Below are 23898 nucleotides of genomic sequence, written 5' to 3'. Positions count from 1 at the left end.
TCAGTGCGCCCAGGCCGGCAGGTGCATCGCCGCCAGCAGCACGACGCCGGTGACTGCCGTGTAGTCCCACCACAGCCGCGCGTTCTGCAATTCCACGCAGCGCAGCGGCGAGAGAAAGCCGGCGCGTCCACGCGCCAGCGCGTAGGCGGCGAAGACCGCGCCCAGGGCCGCGTGCACGACCGCGTAGGCCAGGCAGAAGCCGAGCATGGCGCCGTAGGCGTGTTCGCGCGGCGACGGCATGCCGGGCAGCACGCCAGCGGGCAGCAACGCCGTGGCGGCCAGCGACGCGAGCAGCGCGGCCAGGAGGGCGCGCTGCCGGCCGGTGGCGTCGCCTCTCGCATTGGCGCGCACCGCATGGCGCATGGCGGCGCAGGCCAGGCCCAGGGCAAGCGCAGCGGCCAGCGGCAGCGCCAGTTGCGGTGGCAGCCAGTTCGGTGGTGGCCAGCCCGGCGCCACGGTGGCCAGGTAGGCATGGCCGAACAGCAGCGAGACGAAGAAGCTGCCGTTGGCCACCAGCGTCCACAGCAGGCCGGCGCGGCCGGGCGCGCGCTCCACCACGTCGTGCACAGGCAGCCGCAGGCCGTGGCCGGCATCGACCGGTGCCGGGTCGTGCCGCAGCCCGATGGACCAGGCCCAGCGCCAGAACAGCGCCAGCGCCAGCAGTGCGGCCGGCGGCGCCAGCCAGTAGGTCTTGGTCAACAGGCCCATGAAGACGGTGCCCACGGCCAGCGCGGCGACCAGTGGCAGCCAGCTCGGTCGCGGCAGGCGCACGACGTGGGTGGGCTCGCCAGTAATCGGATCGCAGCCCAGGGTGTGTTGCTCGTCGTCGTGCGCGTGCGCCAGCAGGCCGGCGCCGGCGGCCGCGCGTGCGCCCAGATCGGGCTCGGCCCACAGCGGCTCGTCGCCTGCCACGCGCGGCTGGCTGGCAAAGTTGTAGAAGGGGGGCGGCGTCGGCATGGCCCATTCCAGCGTGGGGGCGCCCCAGGGGTTCTGCGGCGCACGCCGGCCCAGGTAGGCACTCACGACGAGGTCGATCAACAGCAGGAAGAAGCCGATCGCCATCACGAAGCTGCCCATCGAGGACACCAGGTTCGGCAGGTCCCAGCCCAGCCCGGTCACGTAGCCGCCCACGCGGCGCGGCATGCCCAGCAAGCCGGTGAGGTGCATCACGAAAAACGTGGTGTTGAAGCCCACGAACACCAGCCAGAACGCCCAGGCCCCCAGGCGCGGCAGCGTCTGCCGCCCGAACAGGTGCGGGAACCAGTAGTACACGCCGGCCAGGAACGGGAACAGGAAGCCGCCGACCAGCACGTAGTGCAGGTGGGCGACCACGAAATGCGTGTCGTGCGCCTGCCAGTTGAACGGCACCAGTGCCAGCATCACGCCCGTGAGGCCACCGCAGACGAACACCACCAGGAAGCCCAGCAGCCACAGCATCGGCAGGGCGAGCTTGGGTTTGCCGTGCCACAGCGTGGCGATCCAGGCGAACAGCTGCACGGCAGTGGGGATCGCCACCAGCATGCTGGCCGCCGAGAAGAACACCAGCGCCAGATGCGGAATGCCCACCGTGAACATGTGGTGCACCCACAGGCCGAAGCTGATGAAGGCCATCGCCACCACGCTGGCCAGCACCCACGAGCGGCCCACCAGCGGGCGCTGCGCGAAGGTGGGCACCAGCGTGGAGACGATGCCCGCTGCGGGCAGGAAGATGATGTAGACCTCGGGGTGGCCGAACAGCCAGAACAGGTGCTGCCACAGGAGCGGGTCGCCCCCGCGCGCGGCCTCGAAGAACGGCCAGCCGGCGGCGCGTTCCAGCTCCAGGATCAGACTGCCCAGGATCAGCGGCGGAAAGCCCACCAGCATCATGCCGGCCGTGACCAGCATGTACCAGGCGAACAGGGGCATCTGCACGAGCCGCATGCCGGGCGCGCGCATGGTCAGGATGGTGACGATGATCTCCACCGCCGCCGCCACCGCCGAGATCTCCACGAAGGTGATGCCCAGCAGCCACACGTCGGCGTTGACGCCGGGCGTGTGCGTGGCGCTGGACAGTGGCGTGTACATGAACCAGCCGCCGTCCGGTGCCAACCCGGCCGCCAGCGCGCCCAGCAGGATCAGCCCGCCCAGCAGATAGCACCAGTAGCCGAACGCCCCCAGCCGTGGGTAGGCCAGATCGCGCGCGCCCAGCATCTTGGGCAGCAGGTAGATCGCGAAGCCCTCGATCAGCGGGATCGCGAACAGGAACATCATGATGGTCCCGTGCATCGTGAAGACCTGGGCGTACAGCGCGTCGTCGAGGAAGGCCGACTGCGGCGTTGCCAGCTGGGCGCGGATCAGCATCGCCAGCATGCCGCCGACGAAGAAGAAGGCCAGGGCGGTGGCGATGAAGCGCCGCCCCACGATGTTGTGGTTGACGGCCGACAGCGAGCGCCAGCCGCGCGGGTTGGCCCAGACCCGCTGCAGCCGGCGGTGCAGGGCCACGGGGTGCGTCATGGCTGACCCCCTGCCAGGCGGCGCGCCAACGCATCGGGCGCGTGCGCATGCACCTCCATCGGCATGCGCGCGTGGCCGGTGCCACAGTACTCGGCGCAGACGCCGCGGTAGACGCCCGGCGCGTCGGCCTGCAGCCGCACGACGTTGGTACGCCCCGGGATCGTGTCCATCTTTCCGCCCAGGCGCGGCACCCAGAAGCCATGGATCACGTCGGCCGTGCGCAGGCGCACATCCACCGGTTGGCCGACCGGGATGTCGATGCGGTTGGGCTGCACCGGCGCGCTGGGGTGCGCCGGATAGCCCACGTCCCATTGCCATTGGCGCGCGGTCACGTCCACCGTGAACACCGGCGTCGCGCGGGGCAGCGGCAGCAGCGCGTGGCCTGCACGCAGCCCCCACACCAGCAGCGCACAGATCGCCACGCCCGGCAGCACCAGCCCGCCAGCGACCAGCCAGGCCTGCTCGGCGCGCTGCGAGACCTGGGGGCCGCGCCGGCGCCGCAGCACCGCCACCAGGCCCAGCGCCGTCATGCCCCCTGTGAGCGCCATGCCGGCCCAGAACATCACCCACCACACTTGTGTGATGGGCGCGGCACCGGGGCCGGCCGGATCGAGCGCCGAGAGCGGGCCGGCGGTGTTGCAGCCGGCCAGCGCGGCGATGGCGCACAGGCCGACGGCATGCGCACCGGCAGCGCGCCACCGGCGGCGGCCACTACAGTTGCGCTTCGCATGAAGCACTACGCCGACCCCATCCCCCACGGCGCGGCAACCCGCGTGCATTTTTTCGGTCACCCCGCGCACGCGATGCTGGTGCCCTTTCCGATCGCCTTCCTGGTCAGCGTGCTGGCCAGCGACATCGCGTGGTGGTACTTCAGCGACCCGTTCTGGGCACGCATGTCGCTGTGGCTGGCCGGTGGCGGCGCGTTGAGCGGCATCGGGGCGGGCGCGGTGGGCGCCATGGAGCTGCTGACGGTGCGCGACATCCGCCGCCGCGCCGCGGCCTGGAGCCACTTCGTCGTCGCCGTGATGCTGCTGTCGGTCGGCGTGGCCAACTGGGGTCTGCGGTTGTCGGACGCGCAGGCGCACATCGTGCCCATGGGCATGTACCTGTCCGGCCTGGGCTTCTTGCTGGTGGGCGTGGCCGGCTGGCTGGGCGCAACGCTGGTGTTCGAGCATCGGGTGGGGGTTATGGACGAAGACGAAGAGGGCTGAGGCGGGCTCAGGACAGCACCCACTGCGGCTGTGCCAACACCAGCCACAGCACCCCAAGGATCAAGGCGCAGGGCAGTGCCGCCAGTGCCAGCAGCACGCCCGGCGCCCAGCTCTGCGGCCGCTCGCGCAGCACCAACACCAGCTTGCCGCAGCTGGCATGGAACAGCACCATGGCCGCCACCAGCGTCAGCTTGGCGAAGAACCACGGTTCGTAGACCTGCATCACATGGACCATGGCCGTGCCCGACACCACTGCCACCACGGCGGCCGGCGAAGCCACGGCGATGTAGACGAATCGCGCGCCAGCCCGCACCCGTCGGCGGGTCACTCTGCCTTCGGTCACGGGCATCAACGCCAGCAAGGACGGCAGAGCGATCAAGCAGGCGCACCAGATCAGCAGCGCAGACAAGTGCACGAACTTGATCCATGGCGTCCATGCGGCGAGCATGTGCATGCGAAGGGGGCCGACAGCGGCGCGAAATGGGCAGTGTTGCCGCGCCGTTCCTGGGCGTCCAGCAGCCCGCGCGCCGATGAGGGGTCGGATGCGGCCTACACCCCTGTGCGCGGATCGGCTGTAGTGACGTGCGGGGCCTCAAGCCGCCGCGTGGGCGGGCGCAAACCGCAGCGTGAAGCACGCCCCACCCAGGCGCGTCGATGTACCCGCCTGCAGCGTGGCACCGTGCCGGTCTGCGATCGTGCGGGCGATCGCCAGGCCCAGGCCGCTGCCGCCGCTGGGCGCGTCGGCGCTGCGGTAGAAGCGCTCGAACACGCGCTCGCGCTCCTCGGGCGCGATGCCGGGGCCGCTGTCGTGCACGGCGATGCAACCGGGTGCCACGACCACATCGACCCGGCCCTGCGCCGGGCTGTGCTTGAGCGCGTTGTCCAGCAGGTTGCGCAGCAGGATCTGCAGCGCCTCGGCGTCGCCAGGCACCGGCTGCAGCAGCTCTTCGTTGCCTTGCACGTCCAGACCCAGGTCGACGCCCAATGCACTGGCCTGTGGCAGTGCATCGGTGACGGCCTGGCGGGCCAGCGGGGCCAGCGCCAGTGGCGGCAGTGCTGCCGTGCTGGCGGGTGTCTCGGCCTGCTGGCGGGCCAGCACCAGCAGCTGCTGCATGAGCCGGATCGCGCGGTCGATGCCTTGCTGCAACCGGGCCACTGCCACGCCACGCGCGGCCTCGTCGGCGCCGGCACGCTCCAGCGCCTGCACCTGCAGCTTGAGGGCTGTCAGCGGCGAGCGCAGTTCGTGCGCGGCGTTGGCGACGAATGATTTCTGCGCCGCGAAGGCCTGGTTCAGCCGGCCGAACAACAGGTTGATCTCGTCCACCAGCGGCTGCACCTCCTGCGGCAGGCGGTCGCCGACCAGCGGGGCCAGGTCGTCGGCGGCGCGCTGCGCCACCTCGGCGCGCGTGCGCTCCAGCGGCGCCAGAGAGCGGCTGATGCCCCACCAGGCCAAGAGCATCAGCAGCGGCGCCATCAGCGCCATGGGTAGCATGGCGCGCAGCGCCAGCGCACGGGCGCGTGCCTGGCGCGCGTCCAGGTTCTGCGCGATCTGGATGGTCTGGAACGGCGTCTGCAGCGCATAGACGCGGTAGTGCACGCCGCGGAGCCGCGCGTCGGAGAAGCCCAGCACCGCGCGCGGCGGCAGCGGCACGGGGGCCGAGCGGAACAGCTGCACGCCGTCCGGTCCCCAGATCTGGATCTGGTATTCCTCGCTGCCGTCGGCCTCCAGCGTGGGCGGTGCCAGCGGCAGGCCGCCACGTAGCGCATGGGCCATCTGCTGGAGGTGGTAGTCGAACATTTCGTCAGCCTGGCGGATGGCGCTGCGCCAGGCGGTGACGGCCTGCACGGCGGCGGCCAGCACGATCGCCGTCATCATGAAGCCCAGCAGCCGGCGCCTGAGCGAATGGGGCCGGTCAGCGCGCATCGGTCGGGTGCGGGATCAGGTACCCCAGGCCGCGCACGTTCTGGATCAGGCCGGCGCCCAGCTTCTTGCGCAGGCCGTGGATGTAGACCTCGACCGCGTTGCTGCTGATGTCGTCCTTCCAGCTGTAGAGCTTCTCTTCGAGTTGCGTGCGCGAGAACACGGCGCCGGGGCGGCTCATCAAGGCCTCCAGCACTGCCCATTCGCGGGCCGACAACGCCACCGGCTGGCCGTCGCGCGTGGCCTCGTGCGTGACCGGGTTCAGCGCCAGGCCCTGGTAGCGCACGACCGGGTCGGCGCGGCCGGTGCTGCGCCGGATCAGCGCGCGCACGCGGGCCAGCAGTTCGTCCAGCTCGTAGGGCTTGAGCACGTAGTCGTCGGCGCCAGCGTCCAGCCCGGCCACGCGCTGCTCCAGCGCGTCGCGCGCGGTGACGATCAGGACCGGCACCGCGTCGCCCCGCGCGCGCAGGGTGCGCAGCACCTCCAGGCCGTCGCGCCGGGGCAGGCCGAGGTCCAGCAGCACCAGGTCATAGCGCTCGCTGCGCAGCGCCTGGTCGGCCATGTCGCCGTCCCGCACCCAGTCGACGGCGTAGCGCTCGGCGCGCAGCAGGTCCAGCACGGTCTCGCCGATCATGGTGTCGTCTTCGACCAGCAGAATGCGCATGGGATGCCTTTCGGGAGCGCGATTATCCCGAGGGTGACGGCGCCAGGCTGAAGCCAGGCTTAAGGCCGGCGCAACGTCAGCGCAACGTCGTCGGCCAGGGTTCGCGGATGCGCAGGCGCGAAGACTCGGTGGCCGCGCGGATGATGTCCCGGATGCGCTGCACCGGCGCGTCCACCAGGCGGCACAGCAGCCAGGCCACGGCCACCGCCGCCAGCACGCGCAGGCTGACGGCAACCAGGCCCTGCGGCGCGCCGAACAGCGCGTTCAGGTACTCGAAGGTGACCCAGTGCGAGATGTACAGCGGGTAAGACATGTCGCCGATGGCGCGATCGAGGCGGCTTGACCGGGTATGGGCGAAGACGAACGGCAGGCAGACCAGGAACACCAGGTAGAACGCCGATGCCTTCTTCAGCCCGTCGTTGTAGCCCGGCAGGGTGCCCCAGACCACGATCAACCCGATGACCAGCCAGGTCGCATACGGGCACAGAGGCTTGAAGTTCGCGCCCAGCCTGCCGCGCACCCAGGGCGTGGCACGCCAGGCCAGGCCACCGGCGAGGAAGGCGGCGAGCTCCGTCGGGAAGAAGCGATAGCTCCACGGGTCGTGCGCCAGGCCGGATTGCACCAGGACGACGCGCAGGACCAGGCTGGCGCCCATGAGCGCCAGCAGCGTTCGCGTGCGCAGCCTGAAGAGAAAGGGCGCCAGCATGTAGAAGGTGAGCGCGGTCCCGAGCGACCAGCCGGGCGGGCTCATCAGGAACGGATACAGCATGGGCGTGGACGTTCGGAAATCGGTGAAGAACGCCAGTGCGCCGTCGCGCACGCCCGCGAACATCACCCAGTCCTGGCCGAAGATCATGACGTTGGAGAACGTCAGCAGCGTTTGCGCGCCGCCGGGCAGCGCCTCGAAGGCCGCGGAAAAGCCGGGCTGCGTCCACCCCTTGCCGACGAGGGCCAGCACAGCGACGACTCCATAGACGGGGTACAGGCGCAGCGCGCGGTTGATCCAGAACATCAGGTCTGCATCGCGGTATGCAGTGCCCAGCGTCATCGCAATGTAGAAGCCCGAGATCATGAAGAAGGTCTGCACGGCGGCCACGCCGCCCGTGCCTTGCCAGATGGCTGGCGAGCCGGTGTGGCCGAACACCACGACCAGCGCCAGAAGAATCCTGATCACGCCCATTAAATTCTGTTGTCCGTGTACAGGCGAAGTTATGCCGAATTTGGACTTCGCTTGTGTTCTGTACTGTACGCGAGACATATGTCACAGAACTGATCGAAACGATTGTTTACCAGAAGTGCGCAAATGTCGGCTTCGGTGGTGGGGCGCGACCCGGAGCGTGGCCTAATTGCGCTTTACCGCGCGCGACGGCCGGCCGACATCGGCGCTGGCCCACTGGCAGGCGGCAACTACGAGGAGCAGCGACATGGGTGCGCAGTGGAAAGCAAAGGGCAAGGAACTGGCCGCGAATGCCAAGGGGCGGTTGTTCAGCAAACTGGCCAAAGACATCATGCTGGCCGCGCGCAGTGGCGCTGACCCGGCCGGCAACGCCAAGCTGCGGCTGGTGGTCGATCAGGCGCGCAAGGTGTCCATGCCCAAGGACACGCTGGACCGCGCCATCAAGAAGGGCGCGGGCCTGACTGGCGAGGCCGTGCACTTCGAGCATGTGATTTACGAAGGCTTTGCGCCGCACCGCGTGCCGGTGATGGTCGAATGCCTGACCGACAACGTGAACCGCACCGCGCCGGAGATGCGCGTGCTGTTCCGCAAGGGGCACCTGGGCACTTCGGGCTCGGTGGCGTGGGACTTCGACCATCTCGGCATGGTGGAGGCCGAGCCCGCCGCTGCGGGCGCGGACCCGGAGTTGGCCGCCATTGAGGCCGGTGCGCAGGACTTCGAGCCCGGCCATGAGGAGGGCAGCACCTTGTTCCTGACCGACCCGCATGACCTCGATCTGGTCAGCCGCGCGCTGCCGGCGCACGGCTTCACCGTGCTGTCGGCCAAGCTGGGCTACAAGGCCAAGAACCCGATTGCGGCGACGAGCCTGTCAGCGGCCGAGCTGGAAGAGGTGGAGGCTTTTCTGGCTGCCATCGACGCCAACGACGACGTGCAGAACCTGTTCGTGGGGCTGGCGGCCTGACCTTTCGGCGCGACAACCTGAGCCCCCGGCCTGCAGCCTTCCGGCCCACAGGACGAGAGCCCGCAGACGGTCAGGTGCGGTTCAAGTCAGCGCTGTGCGGCGCGCGCGCACGGCATCGGCCAGCTGGCGCAACACCGGCTCGGTCTGCACCCAGCCGATGCAGGCATCGGTGACCGACACGCCGTAGCGCAGCGGCACGCCGGGCTGCAGGTCCTGCCGGCCTTCTTCGAGGTGGCTCTCGATCATGATGCCGGTGATGCGCCCGTCGCCACCCGCGATACGGCGCGCCACGTCTTCGGCCACCACGATCTGGCGTGCGTGCTGCTTGGACGAATTGGCGTGCGAGCAGTCCACCATCAACTGTTCGCGCAGGCCGGCTTTCTTGAGCACGGCGCAGGCGGCGTCCACATGCTCGGCGTCGTAGTTCGGGCCCTTGCTGCCGCCGCGCAGGATGGCGTGGCAATCGGGGTTGCCGCGCGTCTCGAAGATGGCGGCCTGGCCCATCTTGGTCATGCCCATGAACGCGTGCGGCGCGCGCGCGGCCAGCATCGCGTCGGAGGCGATCTGCACGCCACCATCGGTGCCGTTCTTGAAGCCCATCGGACAGCTGGAGCCGGATGCCAGTTGCCGGTGGCTCTGGCTTTCGGTGGTGCGCGCGCCGATGGCGCCCCATGCGATGAGGTCGGCGATGTACTGCGGGCTCAGAAGGTCCAGGAATTCATTGCCGGTCGGCAGGCCCAGCGCGCCGACGTCGAGCAACAGCTCGCGCGCCTTGCGCAGGCCTTCGTTGATGCGAAAGCTACCGTCCAGCCGCGGGTCGTTGATGTAGCCCTTCCACCCGACCGTGGTGCGCGGCTTTTCGAAGTAGACGCGCATCACCAGCAGCAGCTCTTTCTCGACCTTGGGCTGCAGGGCCTTCAGGTGCTGGGCATAGGCCATGGCCTGGCCGTGGTCGTGGATGGAGCAGGGGCCGGTGACGACAATGAGCCGGTCGTCACGGCCGTGCAGGATGTCGGCGATCTGCAGCCGGCTGCGTTCGACGAGGCTTTGCACAGCGGGCGGCACCGGCAGCTCGTCGAGCAGCAGCGCCGGCGAGATGAGCGGGCGCACGGCCGAGATGCGTACATCGTCGATGCGCGTGGTGTCCTGCGTACTGTCGCGCACGCCAGCTTCCTGGTCGTGCGTGGGATCGTCGATACGCGTCATGGTGGGGGCCTGGTGGCTAAAGGGGTGTGCGTTGTACCCCTGGCGCCTGCGCCACGCAAGGCGCGCCGCCGCCGATCTGACGGCCGCGCCGCCAGCGGGGGTGAACGGTCAGCCCAGCCGCGTGCGGTGCCGCGCGATCTGCGCCTTCACCTGCGAGGGTGCGGTGCCGCCCAGCGTGTTGCGCGCCTCCAGCGAGCCGCGCAGGCTCATGACGTCGAACACGTCTTTCTCGATCGAGGCATGGAAGCCCTGCAGCACGGCCAGCGGCAGCTCGGACAGATCGCACGCGTGCGACTGTGCGGCCTTGACGGCGTGGGCCACGGTCTCGTGCGCATCGCGAAACGGCAGGCCCTTCTTGACCAGGTAGTCGGCCAGGTCGGTCGCCGTGGCGTAGCCGCGCGCGGCGGCCTGCTCCATGGCGGCCGGCACGACGGTGATGCCGCCCACCATCTCGGCGAAGATGCGCAAGGTGTCCTTCAAGGTGTCGACCGTGTCGAACAGGGGCTCCTTGTCTTCCTGGTTGTCCTTGTTGTAGGCCAGGGGCTGGCCCTTCATCAGCGTGATGAGGCCCATCAGGTGGCCGACCACGCGGCCGGTCTTGCCGCGTGCCAGTTCGGGCACGTCGGGGTTCTTCTTCTGCGGCATGATCGACGAGCCGGTCGTGAAGCGGTCGGCGATCTGGATGAAGCCGAAGTTCTGGCTCATCCACAGGATCAGCTCTTCGCTGAAGCGGCTGATGTGCACCATGGCCAGGCTGGCGGCGGCGGTGAATTCGATGGCGAAGTCGCGGTCGCTCACCGCGTCCAGGCTGTTCTGGCAGACCGCAGGCGCGCCGTCAGCGTCCAACATGCCCAGTGTGCGCGCCACGCGTTCGCGGTCCAGGGGGTAGCTGGTGCCGGCCAGTGCGGCGGCGCCCAGCGGCAGGCGGTTCACGCGGCGGCGCACGTCGGCCATGCGCTCGCTGTCGCGCGCGAACATCTCCACGTAGGCCAGCATGTGGTGGCCAAAGCTCACCGGCTGGGCCACCTGCAGATGTGTGAACCCGGGCAGGATGACGTCGACGTTCTGCTCGGCGATATCGACCAGAGCCTTTTGCAGATCGGTCAGTAGGCTGTCGATCAGATCGATCTCGCCACGCAGCCACAGGCGCACGTCGGTGGCGACCTGGTCGTTGCGGCTGCGGCCGGTGTGCAGGCGCTTGCCGGCATCGCCCACCAACTGCGTGAGGCGCGCCTCGATGTTCAGGTGCACGTCTTCCAGGTCGAGCTTCCACTCGAACTGGCCGGCCTCGATCTCATCCGTGATTTGCGCCATGCCCTTCTGGATGGAGGCAAGGTCTTCTGCCGAGATGACGTGCTGCGCTGCCAGCATGTCGGCATGGGCCAGGCTGCCGGCGATGTCGGCCTGCCACAGGCGCTTGTCGAAGAACACGCTGGAGGTGTAGCGCTTGACCAGGTCGCTCATGGGCTCGGAGAACAGCGCCGACCAGGCCTGGGATTTCTTGTCGAATTGGTTGTGGGACATGCGGGGCAGCCTGTGGCAGAGGATCGAAGGGGGAGCGTGCGGCGGTGAAGCGGCGGCGCGCGTGTGGCGCTGCACCATAATCAAAAACCGCCTGCAGCACGCGCATGAAGGACTCGCAAATTTTATCGGCCTTCCAGGAGCTGGCCGGCCCCGACGCCCGGGGCCGTTCGCCGTCCGTACTCGTCTTCGACGCCTGCCAGCCAGGGGTGGTGCTGCGCGCGGTGCTTTTTGTCGAGGCGGTGATGGCGGTCGGTGCCATGTTCGGCGCCGCCGATCCCATGCAGTGGCTCGAACGCACCGCCCTGATGACCGGTGGCGCGCTGCCTGCCACCTTGCTGTGGCTGGTGGCGGCCTGCAGCTTCAAACGCCATCTGGGGCGGCTGGGCCGTCGGGCGCACTACCCCGTCGGCGTGGTGCTGGGGGCGATGGCCGGCCTGGTGGCCTGCGCCGTGCTGACCGTGAGCAGCGCGGCGGCCGATCCACCGTGGCTCGCCAGCACCGTGACGGGCGTGCTGCTGTCCGTGTTGCTGGTGGCGGGACTGGTGTTGCGGGCGCGTTCGCGCACACCCGCAGCCACGGCGGCGCGGCTGTCTGAATTGCAGGCACGCATCCGGCCGCACTTCCTGTTCAACACGCTGAACAGCGCGATTGCGCTGGTGCGGGCCGAGCCGGCCAAAGCCGAGGCGATGCTGGAGGATCTGTCCGACCTGTTCCGCAAGGCGCTCGTGGACCAGGGCGAGTCGGTGTCGCTGGAGCAGGAGATTGCGTTGGCGCAGCGCTACCTGGCGATCGAGCAGGTGCGCTTTGGCGACCGGCTGCGCGTGCAGTGGTCACTGGACCCGGCCGCCGGCCGCGCCCGCCTGCCGCCGCTGCTGCTGCAGCCGTTGGTGGAGAACGCGGTGCGCCACGGCGTGGAGCCCAGCGACACCGGTGCCGATCTGCGCATCTCCAGCGAGCGCCGTGCCGGCACGGTGGTGATCAAGGTCATCAACACGGTGCCGGCCGGCCAGGGGGTGCGCGGGCACGGGCTGGCGCTGGAAAACGTGCGCGACCGCCTGCGGCTGCTGCACGATATGCAGGGCCAGTTCCACGCGGCGCTGCGGGGTGGCGTGTTCCAGGTGCGGGTCGAGGTGCCGAATTGAACAAAGAGGGTGTCGCATGGCATTGAAGGTCCTGATCGTCGATGACGAGCCCCTGGCGCGGCTGCGCCTGCGCACGCTGCTGGGCGACTGCAACGCCCCGGCGGCGATGGTCTGTGGCGAGGCCGGCAACGCGGCCGAGGCCATGGCGCTGCTGCAGCGCGAGACCTTCGACCTGGCGCTGCTGGACATCCACATGCCCGGCACCGACGGGCTGGTGCTGGCCAACAACCTGCGCTCGCTGCCGAACCCGCCGGTGGTGGTGTTCGTGACGGCGTTTTCGCAGCACGCGGTGCAGGCCTTCGAGGTCGAGGCGGCCGACTACCTGACCAAGCCGGTGCGGCTGCAGCGCCTGCAGCACGCGCTGCAGAAGGTCGAGCGGCTGCGCGGGCTGGGCGGCGCGCCGACGCAGCCCGACCTGGACGAGGCCATCCTGATCCAGGACCGTGGGCGCACCGAGCGCGTGCCGCTGTCGCAGGTGCTCTACCTGAAGGCCGAGCTGAAGTACGTGACCGTGCGCACGCTGGCGCGCAGCTACATCCTGGACGGCTCGTTGAGCGAGCTGGAGGCACGTCATCCGACGCACTTCGTGCGCATCCACCGCAATGCACTGGTGGCCCGGCGCGCACTGCGGGCGCTGGAGAAGCACTACGACCCGGAGGAGGGCGAAGGCTGGGCCGTGCGCCTGCATGGGCTGGACGAGCCGCTGGCGGTCTCGCGCCGTCAGCTGGCGGCGGTGCGCGAGGTGCTGTCGGGCTGAGAGTTGGCAGGCAGGCACCGTGTCCTGCCCACGCGACCCCGCGCTGCGGCTCAGCCGCCTTCCATCCCTTCGACCAGAAAGCGCACGCGGCGCACACCCTGCCATTCGTCGGTCTCCAGCCGGAACGCCAGCACGGCGCGGTTGGGCAACATCTCGTTGCGGCCGAACCAGATGCCGTCGACCGGCTGGCCCTGGTGCTTGAGCTTGAGCGCCATATGTTTCTCGCCGACCAGGCGCTGCGACAGCACTTCGACTTCTTCGCTGAAGGTCGGCGCGGCAAAGCCTTGGCCCCAGACCTCGCGGTGCAGGGTGTCGACCATGTCGGCGCGGCGGTACTCGGGGGCCAGCGGGCCGTCGGTGTCGAGCCGGCGCGTCAGCGCGGCTTCGTCCAGCCATTCGCGAGCGATGTCGCGCAGGCCCTGGTCGAACTGCGGCCAGCCGTCGGCGGCGATGGTGCAGCCGGCCGCCATGGCGTGGCCGCCGAAGCGCAGCAGCACGCCGGGGTGGCGCTTGGCCAGCAGATCCAGCGCGTCGCGCAGATGGAAGCCGGGAATGGAGCGGCCTGAGCCTTTGAGCTCGCCCTCGTGCCCCGGCGCACGCGAGGCGGCGAAGACGAACGACGGGCGGTGCAGCCGGTCTTTGAGGCGGGAGGCGACGATGCCCACCACGCCCTCGTGGAACTCGGCGTCGTAGACGCAGATGGCCGGCGGGGCCTCTTCGTCCGCGCCAAACAGCGATTCGGCGATCACCATGGCCTGCTCGCGCATGTCGCCTTCGATGCTGCGGCGTTCACGGTTGATGCCGTCCAGCGTGCGCGCCAGCTCGGCGGCGCGGCCGGCATCGTCGGTCAGCAGGCATTCGATGCCCAGCGTCATGTCCGCCAGCCGGCCGGCGGCGTTGATGCGCGGGCCGAGCGCAAAGCCGAAGTCGAAGGTCGTGGCCTGCGCGGCCTTGCGTCCCGCTGCCTCGAACAGCGCGGCGATGCCGGGTTGCATGCTGCCGGCGCGGATGCGCTTCAGGCCCTGCGCCACCAGGCGGCGGTTGTTGCTGTCCAGCTTGACGACATCGGCGACGGTGCCGAGTGCGACCAGGGGCAGCAGGGCGTCGAGCTTGGGCTGCTGCTCGGCGGTGAAGGCACCGCGCGCGCGCAGTTCGGCGCGCAGGGCCAGCAGCACGTAGAACATCACGCCCACACCCGCCATCGACTTGCTCTCGAAGCTGCAGCCGGGCTGGTTCGGGTTGACGATGACTTCTGCCTCGGGCAGCACGGGCGCCGGCAGGTGGTGGTCGGTCACCAGCACCGACAGGCCCAGCGCGCGCGCACGCGCCACGCCGTCGACGCTGGCGATGCCGTTGTCCACGGTGACCAGCACGTCGGCGCCGCTGGCGTGCACACGGTCGGCGATGGGGGCGGTCAGGCCATAGCCGTCGACGACGCGGTCAGGCACCAGGTAGGTGACGTGGCGCGCGCCCAGCAGCCGCAGGCCGCGCACGGCGACGGCGCAGGCCGTGGCGCCGTCGCAGTCGTAGTCGGCGACGATGCAGATGCGGGCGTCGCGGGCAATGGCGTCGGCCAGCAGCCGGGCCGCGTCGGCGGCGCCCTTCAGGCCCGCCAGTGGCAGCAGCCGCGCCAGGCCGTTGTCGAGCTCGTCGAAGGCGCGTACGCCGCGCGCCGCGTACAGGCGCGCCAGCAGCGGGTGCACGCCGGCCTGTTCCAGTGCCCAGGCGGCGCGGGGCGGCACATCGCGGGTCTGGATCTTCATGCGGCCGCCAGCAGGTCCGCCAGCCGCGGCCGGCGCCAGCGCGCCGCCAGCCGCGCCAGCGCGCCACGGTCGGTGTCGGTGAAGGTCTGGCTGCGGGCCGGGCCGCACAGCGTCAGCTGCACCGCGCGGCCCTGGCGCTGCTGATCAGCCAGCGCGGCGCCGTGCGTGGCGTCGATCTGCTGCCACGTCGCGGCCCAGGCGTGCCAGTCCTGCTGACGTGCCGGCGCGCGCAGGTCCGTCAGCACCGTGGGGGGTGCCGCGCGGCTGCGGGAGGCGCCGGCTGGCAGCGGGCCGCAACCATGGACCCACAGCGCGTTGATGGGGGCCTGGCCAGTCTGTTCGCGTTCGGTGTTGACGGGGTGGGTGTAGAGCAGCATCTGCATCTCGTTCTGCAGCCGGCGCAGCAGGGGGCTGGCGGGCATCCACGGTTTCAGGTCTTCGTCGAGCACGCGCTCGGGCGAGGGCGTGGCCAGGTCACGCAAGGGCTCTCCATGGGCCAGCCAGCGGCCATCGGCGAACGCCTGGATGTGGATGCCGTCTTCGGCCAGATAGGGCGCCATGCTGGTCGCCAGGGCGTGCGCCTGATCAGGCGGCAGCTGCAGCGTGGCCGGGTCGGTCATGGCGACTTCGTTCATGCCGACCTGCAGGTGGCAAGGCGTGAGCACCGCCCATGCAGCGTCAGCGGTGGCCAGGCCGGCCTGCGCGGCGTGCCAGGCCCCCCAGGGGATGCGGCCGTCGGCCAGGGGCAAGCCGAAGGCTTCGGCCAGCACGCGCTCCAGCGGGGTGTCGAAGGCCTCTGGCAGCAGCTGCACGGGCGGCAGAGGGCTCAGCGTGGCGAGCAGCGCTTGCAGATGCGGCAGTTGCAGGCGGGCCAGCACTTCGCGTGCGGCGGGCGCGGCGGTGGTGGCGTGGTCGATCAGGAAATGGACGTTGTCCGGCATGGGGGCATTGTCCGGGATGCCACAATCCCGGTTTTTTCCGGTCACGCGCACCCCGCTCTGGTGGTGCCGACGTGTCCCCGGTCGATGCAAATTCCCTATGAACTGACGGTCGGCTGGCGCTATACACGCGCCGGACGCGCGACCCGTCGCAACGGCTTCATCTCCTTCATCTCCGGCGTCTCCATGCTCGGCATCGCGCTCGGCGTGGCCGCGCTGATCATCGTGCTCTCGGTGATGAATGGCTTCCAGAAGGAGGTGCGCGACCGCATGCTGGGCGTGGTCTCGCATGTGGAGATCTACGCGCCGCAGGGCGCTGCGCTGCAGGACGTGGCCAGCACCATGGCCGAAGCCCGGCGCAACCCGCAGGTGGTCGGCGCTGCGCCCTTCATCGCCAGCCAGGCGCTGATTGCGCGCGGCGAGGACATGAAGGGTGCCGTGGTGCGCGGCATCGACCCGGCGACCGAGGGCCAGGTCACCGATGTGGCCGCCGCCGGCCGGGGCGAAGCCATCGCGCAGCTGCAGCCCGGCGCCTTCGGCATCGTGCTGGGGGTAGAGCTGGCGCGCAGCCTGGGCGTGCGCGAGGGCGACCCAGTGACGCTGGTGGCCCCCAGCGGTCAGGTGACGCCGGCTGGCGTGGTGCCTCGGCTCAAGCAGATGACGGTGGTCGGCGTGTTCGACTCGGGCCACTACGAGTACGACTCGGCGCTGGCCATGGTGCATGTCGACGATGCGGCGCGCATCTTCCGGCTGGAGGGCCCGACCGGCATCCGCCTGAAGCTGCAGGACTTGCACCAGGCGCGCACCGTGGCGATGGAGTTGGCCGGCAGCCTGAGCGGCGACTTGCTGATCCGCGACTGGACGCGGCAGAACAAGACGTGGTTCGCCGCCGTCGAGCTGGAGAAACGCATGATGTTCATCATCCTCACGCTGATCGTGGCCGTGGCCGCGTTCAACCTGGTCAGCACGCTGGTGATGACGGTGACGGACAAGCGTGCCGACATCGCCATCCTGCGCACGCTGGGCGCCAGCCCGCGCAGCATCATGGGCATCTTCATGGTGCAGGGCGCGATGGTCGGCGTGATCGGCACGCTGGCCGGCCTCGCACTGGGGCTCGGGATTGCCTACAACATCGATGTCATCGTGCCGGCGTTGGAGCGGCTGTTCTCGGCCAGCTTTCTGCCGCGCGAGGTTTACCTGATCAACCGCATGCCCAGCGATCCGCAGCAGGCCGACATCATGCCGATCGCCATCATCTCGCTGGTGCTGGCGTTCCTGGCAACGATTTACCCGAGCTGGCGCGCCAGCCGCGTGAACCCGGCGGAGGCATTGCGCTATGAGTGATCTGCAAGTGACCGCCAAGCCCGCTGTGCTGCAGGCCCGCGGGTTGACCAAGCGCTTCCACGAAGGCCGGCTCGACGTGACCGTGCTGCAGGGCGTTGATCTGGATGTGCATCCCGGCGAGACGCTGGCCATCGTCGGCGCATCGGGTTCGGGCAAGAGCACCTTGCTGCATCTGCTGGGCGGGCTGGACGCGCCCAGCGCCGGCACTGTGCAGCTGGCCGGCCAGGCCATGGCCGCGCTGAGCCCTGCGGCGCAGGGCGCCCTGCGCAACCGCGAGCTGGGCTTCGTCTACCAGTTCCACCACCTGCTGCCCGAGTTCAGCGCGCAGGACAACGTGGCCATGCCGCTGTGGATTCGCCGCGAGACCAAGGCCGCAGCGGCTGCGCAGGCCGCCGCCATCCTGGCCGAGGTGGGCCTGGCGGACCGCATGGCGCATCGGCCGGCCGAACTGTCCGGCGGTGAACGCCAGCGCGTGGCGATTGCGCGCGCGCTCGTGGCGTCGCCGCGCTGCGTGCTGGCTGATGAGCCGACCGGCAACCTGGACCGCGCCACGGCCGAGGGCGTCTTCGGGCTGATGCTGCGGCTTGCGCGGGACCACGGCACCTCGTTCATCGTCGTCACGCACGACGAGTCGCTGGCTGCCCGTTGCGGCCGTCTGCTGCGCTTGAACCGTGGTGTGCTGACCGAGGCGGGTAGACCCGATGCCCCCGGCGCGGTAACCAACTAACCAGCCCGTTGCCGGGGCCGGCTGCGGGTGCCGTTGGGCGCTGCCGATACGCCGAACAAGGCTTCGCGTGCCTGTTCGCTCAGCACCGGGGCGCGCAGCTCGCGGCCGAGCGCCAGGCCGCGTTGAACGCCGGGGCGCTCCATCACGCGCGCATACCAGCTGGCCACATGGGGAAAGTCGGCCAGGTCGATGTGGTGCGCCTTGTGCATGCGGATCCAGGGCAGCACGGCGATGTCGGCGATCGAGAAATCCTTGCAGGCCACGTGGCTGGCCGTCACAGCCAGCTGCCGGTCGAGCACGCCATACAGACGACGCACCTCGTTGCCGTAACGCTCAATTGCATACGGCACCGTTTCGCCCGCGTACTGCAGAAAGTAGCCGTTTTGCGTGGCCATGGGGCCAAGCCCGCCGATCTGCCACATCAGCCACTGCATGACGGCCAAGCGCTCACGGTCGGTCTCAGAGAGGAAGCGGCCTGTCTTTTCTGCCAGGTACAGCAAAATGGCACCGCTTTCGGTGATGGTCAGCGGCTCGCGACCGGTCGCGGGGTCTGAATCGACGATCGCCGGCATCTTGTGGTGCGGATTGATCAACGCCACGAATTCAGGCGTGAACTGCTCGCCGCGGCCAATGTTGACAGGCACCATGCGGTACGCCAGGCCGCACTCCTCCAACATGATGGAAATTTTCCACCCGTTCGGTGTAGGCCAGTAGTGCAAGTCGATCATGAACAGGTTCCCTGTGTACCACGGCGCTGGGGCTTGTGGCTCGTGTACCCAGATACAGTATTTCACAGTTAACGCGGCGGCTTGTAGGACTCGATCCCGCGCAGGCGGTGCACCCGGCTTGGGTTGAGGGTGGGGCGGTGCCACAGGAGTTCCCCTGCAACCCCCTGTTGCACAATCTGCGGCCATGCCAGCAACCGTCCATGTTTCCGCGGGCACCACCCCTTTGGTGTTCGATTCGCCGCACAGCGGCACGGTCTACCCGGCCGACTTCGCGCATGTCTGCGACCCGGCTGTGCTGCGGCGCGCGGAGGACACGCATGTCGAGAAGCTGTATGACTTTGTGCCGGCGCTGGGCGTGGCCTGGATCGAGGCGCTGTTCCCGCGCAGCTATCTGGACGCCAACCGCGACCTGACCGAGATCGACGTCACGCTGATGGACGCGCCGTGGCCCGGGCCGATCGCCACCGATGCCCGGGTGCTGTCCAAGGTGCGGCTGGGCAAGGGGCTGATCTGGCGCAGCACCGACGAAGGCGTGCCGCTGTACGCACGCAAGCTGTCGGTGGCCGAGGTGCAGTCGCGCATCGACCGCTGCTGGAAGCCCTACCACTCTGCCGTGGCGCAGGCCATCGAAGCAGCGCATGCGGCCCACGGCTACAGCATCCACATCAACTGCCATTCGATGCCGGCTGTGGCCTCGCAGTACGCCACCGATTTCCCCGGCCTCGTGCATGCGGATTTCGTGATCGGCGACCGCGACGGCAGCACAGCGGCCCCGGCACTGTCGCAATGCATCGTGCAGCAACTGCGGGGCGCCGGCTATGACGTCGCCTACAACCACCCCTACAAGGGCGTGGAGCTGGTGCGGCGCTATGGCGACCCGGCGCGCCATCGGCATGGCATCCAGATCGAGATCAACCGCAAGCTGTACATGGACGAGACCACGCTGGCCCTGCACCAGGGCGCGAGCGCACTGAAGGCGACCCTGCGCGCGATGGTCGAGATGCTGTTGGCCACCGACCCCAGGGCGTTGTGATGGACAGGGTCGATCTGGTGGTCATCGGCGCCGGCGTGGTGGGCCTGGCCGTGGCGCGCGCGCTGGTGCTGTCACCCGCGTTCGGGGGCCGCGAGGCGCTGGTGCTGGAGGCGGCTGACGCCATCGGCACCGGCACCAGTTCGCGCAACAGCGAGGTCATCCACGCCGGCATTTACTACGCCGCCGGCTCGCTGAAGGCGCGGTTCTGCGTGCAGGGCAAACAGCAGCTCTACGCCTACTGCGCCGAGCGCGGCATTGCGCACCGGCGTTGCGGCAAGCTGATCGTGGCGACCGACGCGGCACAGGTCGGGCAGCTGCAGGGCATCGTGGCAAAGGCTGCTGCCAATGGCGTACACGACCTGGTGCTGCTCTCGGCCGACGAAGCGCAGGCGATGGAGCCGCAGTTGCGCTGCACGGCGGCCATCCATTCGCCCAGCACCGGCATCGTCGACAGCCATGCGCTGATGCTGGCGCTGCAGGGCGATTTCGAGAACGCAGGTGGCGTGGTCGCCTTGAATGCGCCGCTGGCGCGCGCACGCCACACGGCAGACGGCATCGTGCTGGTCATGCAGGACGGCACCGAGCTGCTCACCGAAGCACTGGTCAACTGTGCCGGCCTGTCGGCGCAGACACTGGCGCGGCAGTTCGAGGGCCTGGCCGAGCAACACGTGCCGCCCAGCCACTACGCCAAGGGCAACTACTTCACCTTGTCAGGCCGCGCGCCGTTCTCGCGGCTGATCTACCCGGCGCCCGAGGCCGCCGGCCTGGGCGTGCACCTGACGCTGGACCTGGGCGGGCAGGCCAAGTTCGGGCCGGACGTGCAATGGGTCGAACGGCCCGATGACCTGGTCGTCGATCCGCGGCGGGGCGATGCGTTCTATGCCGAGGTGCGCAAGTACTGGCCCGGTCTGCCAGATGGCGCGCTGCAGCCCGGTTATGCCGGCATGCGCCCCAAGATCCAGGCACCGCACGAGGCGGCGCGCGATTTTCTGGTGCAGGGCCCGGCCGACCATGGCGTGGCCGGGCTGGTGCATCTGTTCGGAATCGAGTCGCCGGGCCTGACCAGCGCGCTGGCCATCGGCGCGCACGTGGCCGGCCTGCTGCGGCGCTGAGCAGCGGCGCTGCTCCGCTCAGCGCTGAGGTGGCCAGCTGTCCGGTGCCATCGGCACGGTGGTCATGAAATCGGTGTGGCGGTTGGGATCGGTCGGCTCGGCAATGTCCGCCGCCGGCAGCGTCGCCACACGGTGTGCCCGCAGCCGGCGCAGTTCGCCCAGCACGCCATAGCTGAAGCCCTGGCGGTCGCCGCGGACATCGATGACGAGGTCGTTGAGGTAGTCGATGCAGCGCTCGTTCAAGCTCCACAAGGCTGCGATCTTGTTCAGCACGCGCGGGTAGTGCTCAGCGCAGTTGGCGGGCCGCACGCTTTCCGGAAGGCTCTTCAGCCACACTTCCGTGAAGGCCTGCAGTGACTGGTCCAACAACTCGGAGTTGTTGCGCTTCCAGGCAGGGGACCCCCGAGCGTCACGCGGTGGCGCAGCCGCCTGACGCGCGGAAGCCGGCGGCTCGTTTCGATGCGGCTGAGGTTCCGTACGCTTGGTCATGGAAGCAGGGCGTGTTGCCAGGTGGCCTCGCAGTTCGCCAAAGTGTAGTCGCGGCCCTGATAGCAACAACAGGACCAGTGGATTTGCGCGGACGAATGGTGGCGCAGATGCGACGTTTGGCTGCGGTGCGCAGGCCTCTCAGGCTTTCAGGCGGGCGGCACCGGCGCGCGCACCCGCAACACGCTGAAGATGCCCGCTGCCGCCGCGAAAGTGGCCGAGATCGCCAGTGCGACCACCGGCCCGCGCCCCGGCGCAGACGCGGTGGCACTGAAGGCGATGGCCGCAATCACCGCGCCGATGCTTTGCCCTGTCAGCCGGGCGGTGCCCAGCATGCCGCTGGCGCCGCCCGACCGGTGCGGCGGGGCCGAGGTCAGGATGGTGTAGTTGTTGGGCGACTGGAACAGCGCGAAGCCGATGCCGCACAACGCCATGCGCCAGGCGATGTCGGCGTTGTGTGGCGCTGCCGGCAGCAGGGCCAGCAGTGCCAGGCCGGTGGCCATGGTCCACAGGCCCAGGGCGCCCAGCAGGCCGGCCGGCACGCGGCCGATCAGCCGGCCTGCGATGGGAGCCGTGGCGATGCTGCCCAGTGGCCAGGCGGTGATCAACAGGCCGGTATCGACATGCGAGCGGCCCAGGCCCTCGAGCAACAGGAACGGCACGGCGATGCTGGACAGGGCCTGCGCCGCAAACGCCGTGACCGAGCTGCACATGGACAGCGCGAAGACGCGGATGCGCAGCAGATCGACCGGGAACAGCGGCACGCTCTGGCGCAGCTGACGGCGCACGTAGACGACGCCGATGGCCACACCCGCCAGCAGCAGCGCGATCGAAGTGCCCAGCGCACCGGGCGCGCCGGCGCGGGTGCCCAGCGTGTCCACGCCCAGGAAGATCAACGCGAACATGGCCGCGTTCAGCACCACATCCAGCAGCGACAGGCGGCCGCTGGCCGCCGGCCCTGGCGGGTTGGCCGGCAGCGCCCGCAGGCCGAGCAACAGCAAGGCACCGGCAACCGGCAGGTTGATCGCGAACAGCCAGGGCCAGCTGGCAACCGAGAGCACGGCTGCGGCGACGCTGGGGCCGGCCACCGACGCGACGGCCACCGTCATCGAATTGATGGCGATGCCGCGCCCCAGCAGTGCACGCGGGTAGGTGAGCCGCACCAGCGCCGCGTTGACGCCCATCACGCCGGCCGCGCCCATGCCCTGCAGGGCACGCGCGGCCACCAGCCACGGCAGGTCGCGCGCCAGCACGCAACCCAGCGAGCCGACCAGCAACACGCCCACGCCCCACAGGTACACGCGCCGGTAGCCGATCAGGTCGCCCAGCTTGGCGCAGGGCAGCAGCAGCGTGAGCACGCCGAGCTGGTAGGCATTGACGATCCAGATGGCATCCGCAGCCGGGCGGTCGAGGTCGCGTGCGATGCCGGGCAGGGCCAGGTTGACGATGGTGGCGTCCAGCACCGAGATCGCGATGCCCAGCAGGATCACCGCCATCGACCAATGACGGGCCGGCAGGGGCAGCCCGTCGGGCGCCGGGTTGGGGGCGGCCATCAGGCCTTGCGGTCGCGCAGCGCCACGGCGGCTTCGCGCACCAGCGCCGGTCCTTTGTAGATGAGACCGCTGTAGACCTGGACGAGATCGGCGCCGGCTTCGATCTTGGTCAGCGCATCGCGGCCACTCAACACACCGCCCACGCCGATGATGGGAAACGCCGGCCCCAGCGCCTGACGCAGCTGCGCGATGACGCGGTTGCTCGCCGTCAGCACCGGCGCGCCGGACAAACCGCCGGCTTCCTGCGCATGGGGCAGCCCCTGCACGGCTTCGCGGCTGAGCGTGGTGTTGGTTGCGACCAGGCCCCAGCCGAGGCTGTCGGCAGCGGCATCTGCCGTCTGGTAGCGCTGCAGCGTCGCGGCGATCACCGCCACCTGGTCGTGGTCCAGGTCGGGCGCGATCTTCACGAACAGAGGCACGCGGCGCAGCACCGTGGCACCGTTGGCGTCGCGCGTGGAGTGTGTGCGCGCGAGTTGGGCGCGCCGCTCGGCCAGCGCGCCGAGCAGGGCGTCCAGCGCCTCGTCGCTCTGCAGGTTGCGCAGGTTCTTGGTGTTCGGGCTGGAGATGTTGATGGTGATGTAGTCGGCGTGTGGATACACGCCGTCCAGGCAGGTCAGGTAGTCGTCGCCGGCGCGCTCGGCAGGCGTCGCCCCGTTCTTGCCGATGTTCAACCCCAGCAGCATGGGCGAGGAGCCGCCCGCATGACGAAACTTGGCGCGCTGCACATTGGCGATGAATGCCGCCAGGCCATCGTTGTTGAAGCCCAATCGGTTGATCAATGCCTGGGCCCGTGGCAGGCGAAAGATGCGCGGCTTGGGGTTGCCGGGCTGCGCCAGCGGGGTCACGGTGCCGACCTCGACAAAGCCGAAGCCCAGGCTGCCCAGCGCATCGATGCAGCGGGCGTTCTTGTCCAGGCCGGCGGCCAGCCCCACGCGGTTCGGAAAGCGCAGGCCGGCAACCGTCACCGGGTCTTCGATGCGTACGTCGCAATAGGCCCATGCCAGCGGCGTGCCGTGTGCGGCCGCCAGCGCGCCCATGGTGGCCTCGTGCGCGGTCTCGGCGTCCAGGCCGAACAGGAACGGGCGGGCCAGGGCGTAGGTGAGGCGGGGCGGCAACAGGGGCATCGGATAATTCTCGGCACGTTCAGACAACTTGCGG

General features: G+C 69.6%; 22 protein-coding genes. 8 read left to right on the top strand and 14 right to left on the bottom strand.

All coding sequences use genetic code 11. From position 1 onward, the window contains the following. Entirely contained in the window at positions 1–2493 is a 2493-nt protein-coding gene (ctaD, locus tag AC099J_RS10655) for a cytochrome c oxidase subunit I (protein ID WP_479615216.1), read from the bottom strand. Continuing rightward, positions 2490–3230, bottom strand: coding sequence for a cytochrome c oxidase subunit II (gene coxB / locus AC099J_RS10650; protein WP_479615215.1), 741 nt, complete (start codon positions 3228–3230; stop codon positions 2490–2492). Before coxB ends, ctaD begins: the two co-directional genes overlap by 4 nt. Between coxB and AC099J_RS10645 the strand changes: the two genes are divergently transcribed. Beyond that, complete coding sequence (locus AC099J_RS10645) at positions 3222–3704, top strand: DUF2231 domain-containing protein (RefSeq protein ID WP_479615214.1); 483 nt, start codon at positions 3222–3224, stop codon at positions 3702–3704. The genes coxB and AC099J_RS10645 overlap by 9 nt on opposite strands. Before the next feature lie 7 nt (positions 3705–3711). On the opposite strand, the gene AC099J_RS10640 is transcribed toward AC099J_RS10645, so the two are convergent. The 4 genes from AC099J_RS10640 to AC099J_RS10625 all read right to left on the bottom strand — a co-directional run bounded on the left by AC099J_RS10640 (position 3712) and on the right by AC099J_RS10625 (position 7463). Further along, positions 3712–4158 carry a CopD family protein gene (locus AC099J_RS10640; protein WP_479615213.1) on the bottom strand — a complete coding sequence of 149 codons (447 nt, stop codon included), beginning with the start codon at positions 4156–4158 and terminating at the stop codon, positions 3712–3714. A 138-nt stretch (positions 4159–4296) separates the two neighbouring features. Continuing rightward, positions 4297–5628 (bottom strand): ATP-binding protein, encoded by a 1332-nt coding sequence (locus AC099J_RS10635; protein ID WP_479615212.1) that lies wholly within the window; start codon positions 5626–5628, stop codon positions 4297–4299. Then, positions 5618–6289, bottom strand: coding sequence for a response regulator (locus AC099J_RS10630; protein ID WP_479615211.1), 672 nt, complete (start codon positions 6287–6289; stop codon positions 5618–5620). The genes AC099J_RS10635 and AC099J_RS10630 overlap by 11 nt, the downstream gene beginning before the upstream one ends. 76 nt (positions 6290–6365) lie before the next feature. Next, positions 6366–7463: an acyltransferase family protein gene (locus AC099J_RS10625; protein WP_479615210.1), complete on the bottom strand. Its 1098-nt coding sequence runs from the start codon at positions 7461–7463 to the stop codon at positions 6366–6368. Positions 7464–7713: 250 nt separating this feature from the next. Here AC099J_RS10625 and AC099J_RS10620 point away from each other — a divergent pair, with 250 nt between their 5' ends. Beyond that, complete coding sequence (locus AC099J_RS10620) at positions 7714–8427, top strand: YebC/PmpR family DNA-binding transcriptional regulator (protein ID WP_479615209.1); 714 nt, start codon at positions 7714–7716, stop codon at positions 8425–8427. Between the two features lie 81 nt (positions 8428–8508). Here the strand turns inward: AC099J_RS10620 and AC099J_RS10615 are convergent, their stop codons facing one another. Both AC099J_RS10615 and argH read right to left on the bottom strand, forming a co-directional pair. After that, the gene (locus AC099J_RS10615) at positions 8509–9633 is read right to left on the bottom strand and encodes a 3-deoxy-7-phosphoheptulonate synthase (protein ID WP_479615208.1); all 1125 of its coding nucleotides are present in this window, start codon (positions 9631–9633) and stop codon (positions 8509–8511) included. Between the two features lie 108 nt (positions 9634–9741). Next, a complete protein-coding gene (argH, locus tag AC099J_RS10610) occupies positions 9742–11157 on the bottom strand; it encodes an argininosuccinate lyase (protein WP_479615207.1) in 1416 nt (471 codons plus the stop codon). A 104-nt stretch (positions 11158–11261) separates the two neighbouring features. Here argH and AC099J_RS10605 point away from each other — a divergent pair, with 104 nt between their 5' ends. Together AC099J_RS10605 and AC099J_RS10600 are read left to right on the top strand one after the other, a co-directional pair. Beyond that, positions 11262–12299: a sensor histidine kinase gene (locus AC099J_RS10605; protein WP_479615206.1), complete on the top strand. Its 1038-nt coding sequence runs from the start codon at positions 11262–11264 to the stop codon at positions 12297–12299. Between the two features lie 16 nt (positions 12300–12315). Then, positions 12316–13056, top strand: a complete 741-nt coding sequence (locus tag AC099J_RS10600) for a LytR/AlgR family response regulator transcription factor (RefSeq protein WP_479615205.1) — start codon at positions 12316–12318, stop codon at positions 13054–13056. 50 nt (positions 13057–13106) lie between these two features. On the opposite strand, the gene recJ is transcribed toward AC099J_RS10600, so the two are convergent. Both recJ and AC099J_RS10590 read right to left on the bottom strand, forming a co-directional pair. Further along, complete coding sequence (recJ, locus tag AC099J_RS10595) at positions 13107–14819, bottom strand: single-stranded-DNA-specific exonuclease RecJ (protein WP_479615204.1); 1713 nt, start codon at positions 14817–14819, stop codon at positions 13107–13109. After that, complete coding sequence (locus AC099J_RS10590) at positions 14816–15760, bottom strand: phosphoglycerate mutase (protein ID WP_479615203.1); 945 nt, start codon at positions 15758–15760, stop codon at positions 14816–14818. The genes recJ and AC099J_RS10590 overlap by 4 nt, the downstream gene beginning before the upstream one ends. 84 nt (positions 15761–15844) lie before the next feature. Here AC099J_RS10590 and AC099J_RS10585 point away from each other — a divergent pair, with 84 nt between their 5' ends. Both AC099J_RS10585 and lolD read left to right on the top strand, forming a co-directional pair. Further along, on the top strand, positions 15845–17101 hold the full coding sequence (locus AC099J_RS10585; protein ID WP_479615202.1) for a lipoprotein-releasing ABC transporter permease subunit: 1257 nt from the start codon (positions 15845–15847) through the stop codon (positions 17099–17101). Further along, positions 17094–17828, top strand: coding sequence for a lipoprotein-releasing ABC transporter ATP-binding protein LolD (gene lolD, locus AC099J_RS10580; RefSeq protein ID WP_479615201.1), 735 nt, complete (start codon positions 17094–17096; stop codon positions 17826–17828). Before AC099J_RS10585 ends, lolD begins: the two co-directional genes overlap by 8 nt. Here lolD and AC099J_RS10575 read toward each other — a convergent pair. Beyond that, positions 17825–18556: a glutathione binding-like protein gene (locus AC099J_RS10575; protein WP_479615200.1), complete on the bottom strand. Its 732-nt coding sequence runs from the start codon at positions 18554–18556 to the stop codon at positions 17825–17827. The two genes, lolD and AC099J_RS10575, sit on opposite strands and share 4 nt — an antisense overlap. A 184-nt stretch (positions 18557–18740) precedes the next feature. Here AC099J_RS10575 and AC099J_RS10570 point away from each other — a divergent pair, with 184 nt between their 5' ends. Beyond that, positions 18741–19589 carry an N-formylglutamate amidohydrolase gene (locus tag AC099J_RS10570; protein ID WP_479615199.1) on the top strand — a complete coding sequence of 283 codons (849 nt, stop codon included), beginning with the start codon at positions 18741–18743 and terminating at the stop codon, positions 19587–19589. Continuing rightward, on the top strand, positions 19589–20701 hold the full coding sequence (locus tag AC099J_RS10565) for an NAD(P)/FAD-dependent oxidoreductase (RefSeq protein ID WP_479615198.1): 1113 nt from the start codon (positions 19589–19591) through the stop codon (positions 20699–20701). The genes AC099J_RS10570 and AC099J_RS10565 overlap by 1 nt, the downstream gene beginning before the upstream one ends. Before the next feature lie 18 nt (positions 20702–20719). Here the strand turns inward: AC099J_RS10565 and AC099J_RS10560 are convergent, their stop codons facing one another. From AC099J_RS10560 to AC099J_RS10550, 3 genes are all read right to left on the bottom strand, one after another. Further along, a complete protein-coding gene (locus AC099J_RS10560) occupies positions 20720–21067 on the bottom strand; it encodes a hypothetical protein (RefSeq protein WP_479615197.1) in 348 nt (115 codons plus the stop codon). A gap of 269 nt (positions 21068–21336) precedes the next feature. Further along, a complete protein-coding gene (locus AC099J_RS10555) occupies positions 21337–22740 on the bottom strand; it encodes an MFS transporter (protein ID WP_479615196.1) in 1404 nt (467 codons plus the stop codon). Continuing rightward, positions 22740–23864 carry a quinone-dependent dihydroorotate dehydrogenase gene (locus AC099J_RS10550; protein ID WP_479615195.1) on the bottom strand — a complete coding sequence of 375 codons (1125 nt, stop codon included), beginning with the start codon at positions 23862–23864 and terminating at the stop codon, positions 22740–22742. Before AC099J_RS10550 ends, AC099J_RS10555 begins: the two co-directional genes overlap by 1 nt. Positions 23865–23898 lie beyond the last annotated feature (34 nt).

The organism is Rhodoferax sp. RT4P68, assembly GCF_056521305.1.
The sequence above is the reverse complement of the archived record's forward strand: the minus strand, read 5'-3'. Positions and strand labels throughout refer to the sequence as shown.

Coding starts and splice junctions, on each gene's coding strand:
- ctaD (WP_479615216.1), bottom strand. CDS start 2,493: ATGACGCACCCCGTGGCCCTGCACCGCCGGCTGCAGCGGGTCTGGGCC.
- AC099J_RS10645 (WP_479615214.1), top strand. CDS start 3,222: ATGAAGCACTACGCCGACCCCATCCCCCACGGCGCGGCAACCCGCGTG.
- AC099J_RS10640 (WP_479615213.1), bottom strand. CDS start 4,158: ATGCACATGCTCGCCGCATGGACGCCATGGATCAAGTTCGTGCACTTG.
- AC099J_RS10635 (WP_479615212.1), bottom strand. CDS start 5,628: ATGCGCGCTGACCGGCCCCATTCGCTCAGGCGCCGGCTGCTGGGCTTC.
- AC099J_RS10630 (WP_479615211.1), bottom strand. CDS start 6,289: ATGCGCATTCTGCTGGTCGAAGACGACACCATGATCGGCGAGACCGTG.
- AC099J_RS10620 (WP_479615209.1), top strand. CDS start 7,714: ATGGGTGCGCAGTGGAAAGCAAAGGGCAAGGAACTGGCCGCGAATGCC.
- AC099J_RS10615 (WP_479615208.1), bottom strand. CDS start 9,633: ATGACGCGTATCGACGATCCCACGCACGACCAGGAAGCTGGCGTGCGC.
- argH (WP_479615207.1), bottom strand. CDS start 11,157: ATGTCCCACAACCAATTCGACAAGAAATCCCAGGCCTGGTCGGCGCTG.
- AC099J_RS10605 (WP_479615206.1), top strand. CDS start 11,262: ATGAAGGACTCGCAAATTTTATCGGCCTTCCAGGAGCTGGCCGGCCCC.
- AC099J_RS10600 (WP_479615205.1), top strand. CDS start 12,316: ATGGCATTGAAGGTCCTGATCGTCGATGACGAGCCCCTGGCGCGGCTG.
- recJ (WP_479615204.1), bottom strand. CDS start 14,819: ATGAAGATCCAGACCCGCGATGTGCCGCCCCGCGCCGCCTGGGCACTG.
- AC099J_RS10590 (WP_479615203.1), bottom strand. CDS start 15,760: ATGCCGGACAACGTCCATTTCCTGATCGACCACGCCACCACCGCCGCG.
- AC099J_RS10585 (WP_479615202.1), top strand. CDS start 15,845: ATGCAAATTCCCTATGAACTGACGGTCGGCTGGCGCTATACACGCGCC.
- lolD (WP_479615201.1), top strand. CDS start 17,094: ATGAGTGATCTGCAAGTGACCGCCAAGCCCGCTGTGCTGCAGGCCCGC.
- AC099J_RS10575 (WP_479615200.1), bottom strand. CDS start 18,556: ATGATCGACTTGCACTACTGGCCTACACCGAACGGGTGGAAAATTTCC.
- AC099J_RS10570 (WP_479615199.1), top strand. CDS start 18,741: ATGCCAGCAACCGTCCATGTTTCCGCGGGCACCACCCCTTTGGTGTTC.
- AC099J_RS10565 (WP_479615198.1), top strand. CDS start 19,589: ATGGACAGGGTCGATCTGGTGGTCATCGGCGCCGGCGTGGTGGGCCTG.
- AC099J_RS10555 (WP_479615196.1), bottom strand. CDS start 22,740: ATGGCCGCCCCCAACCCGGCGCCCGACGGGCTGCCCCTGCCGGCCCGT.
- AC099J_RS10550 (WP_479615195.1), bottom strand. CDS start 23,864: ATGCCCCTGTTGCCGCCCCGCCTCACCTACGCCCTGGCCCGCCCGTTC.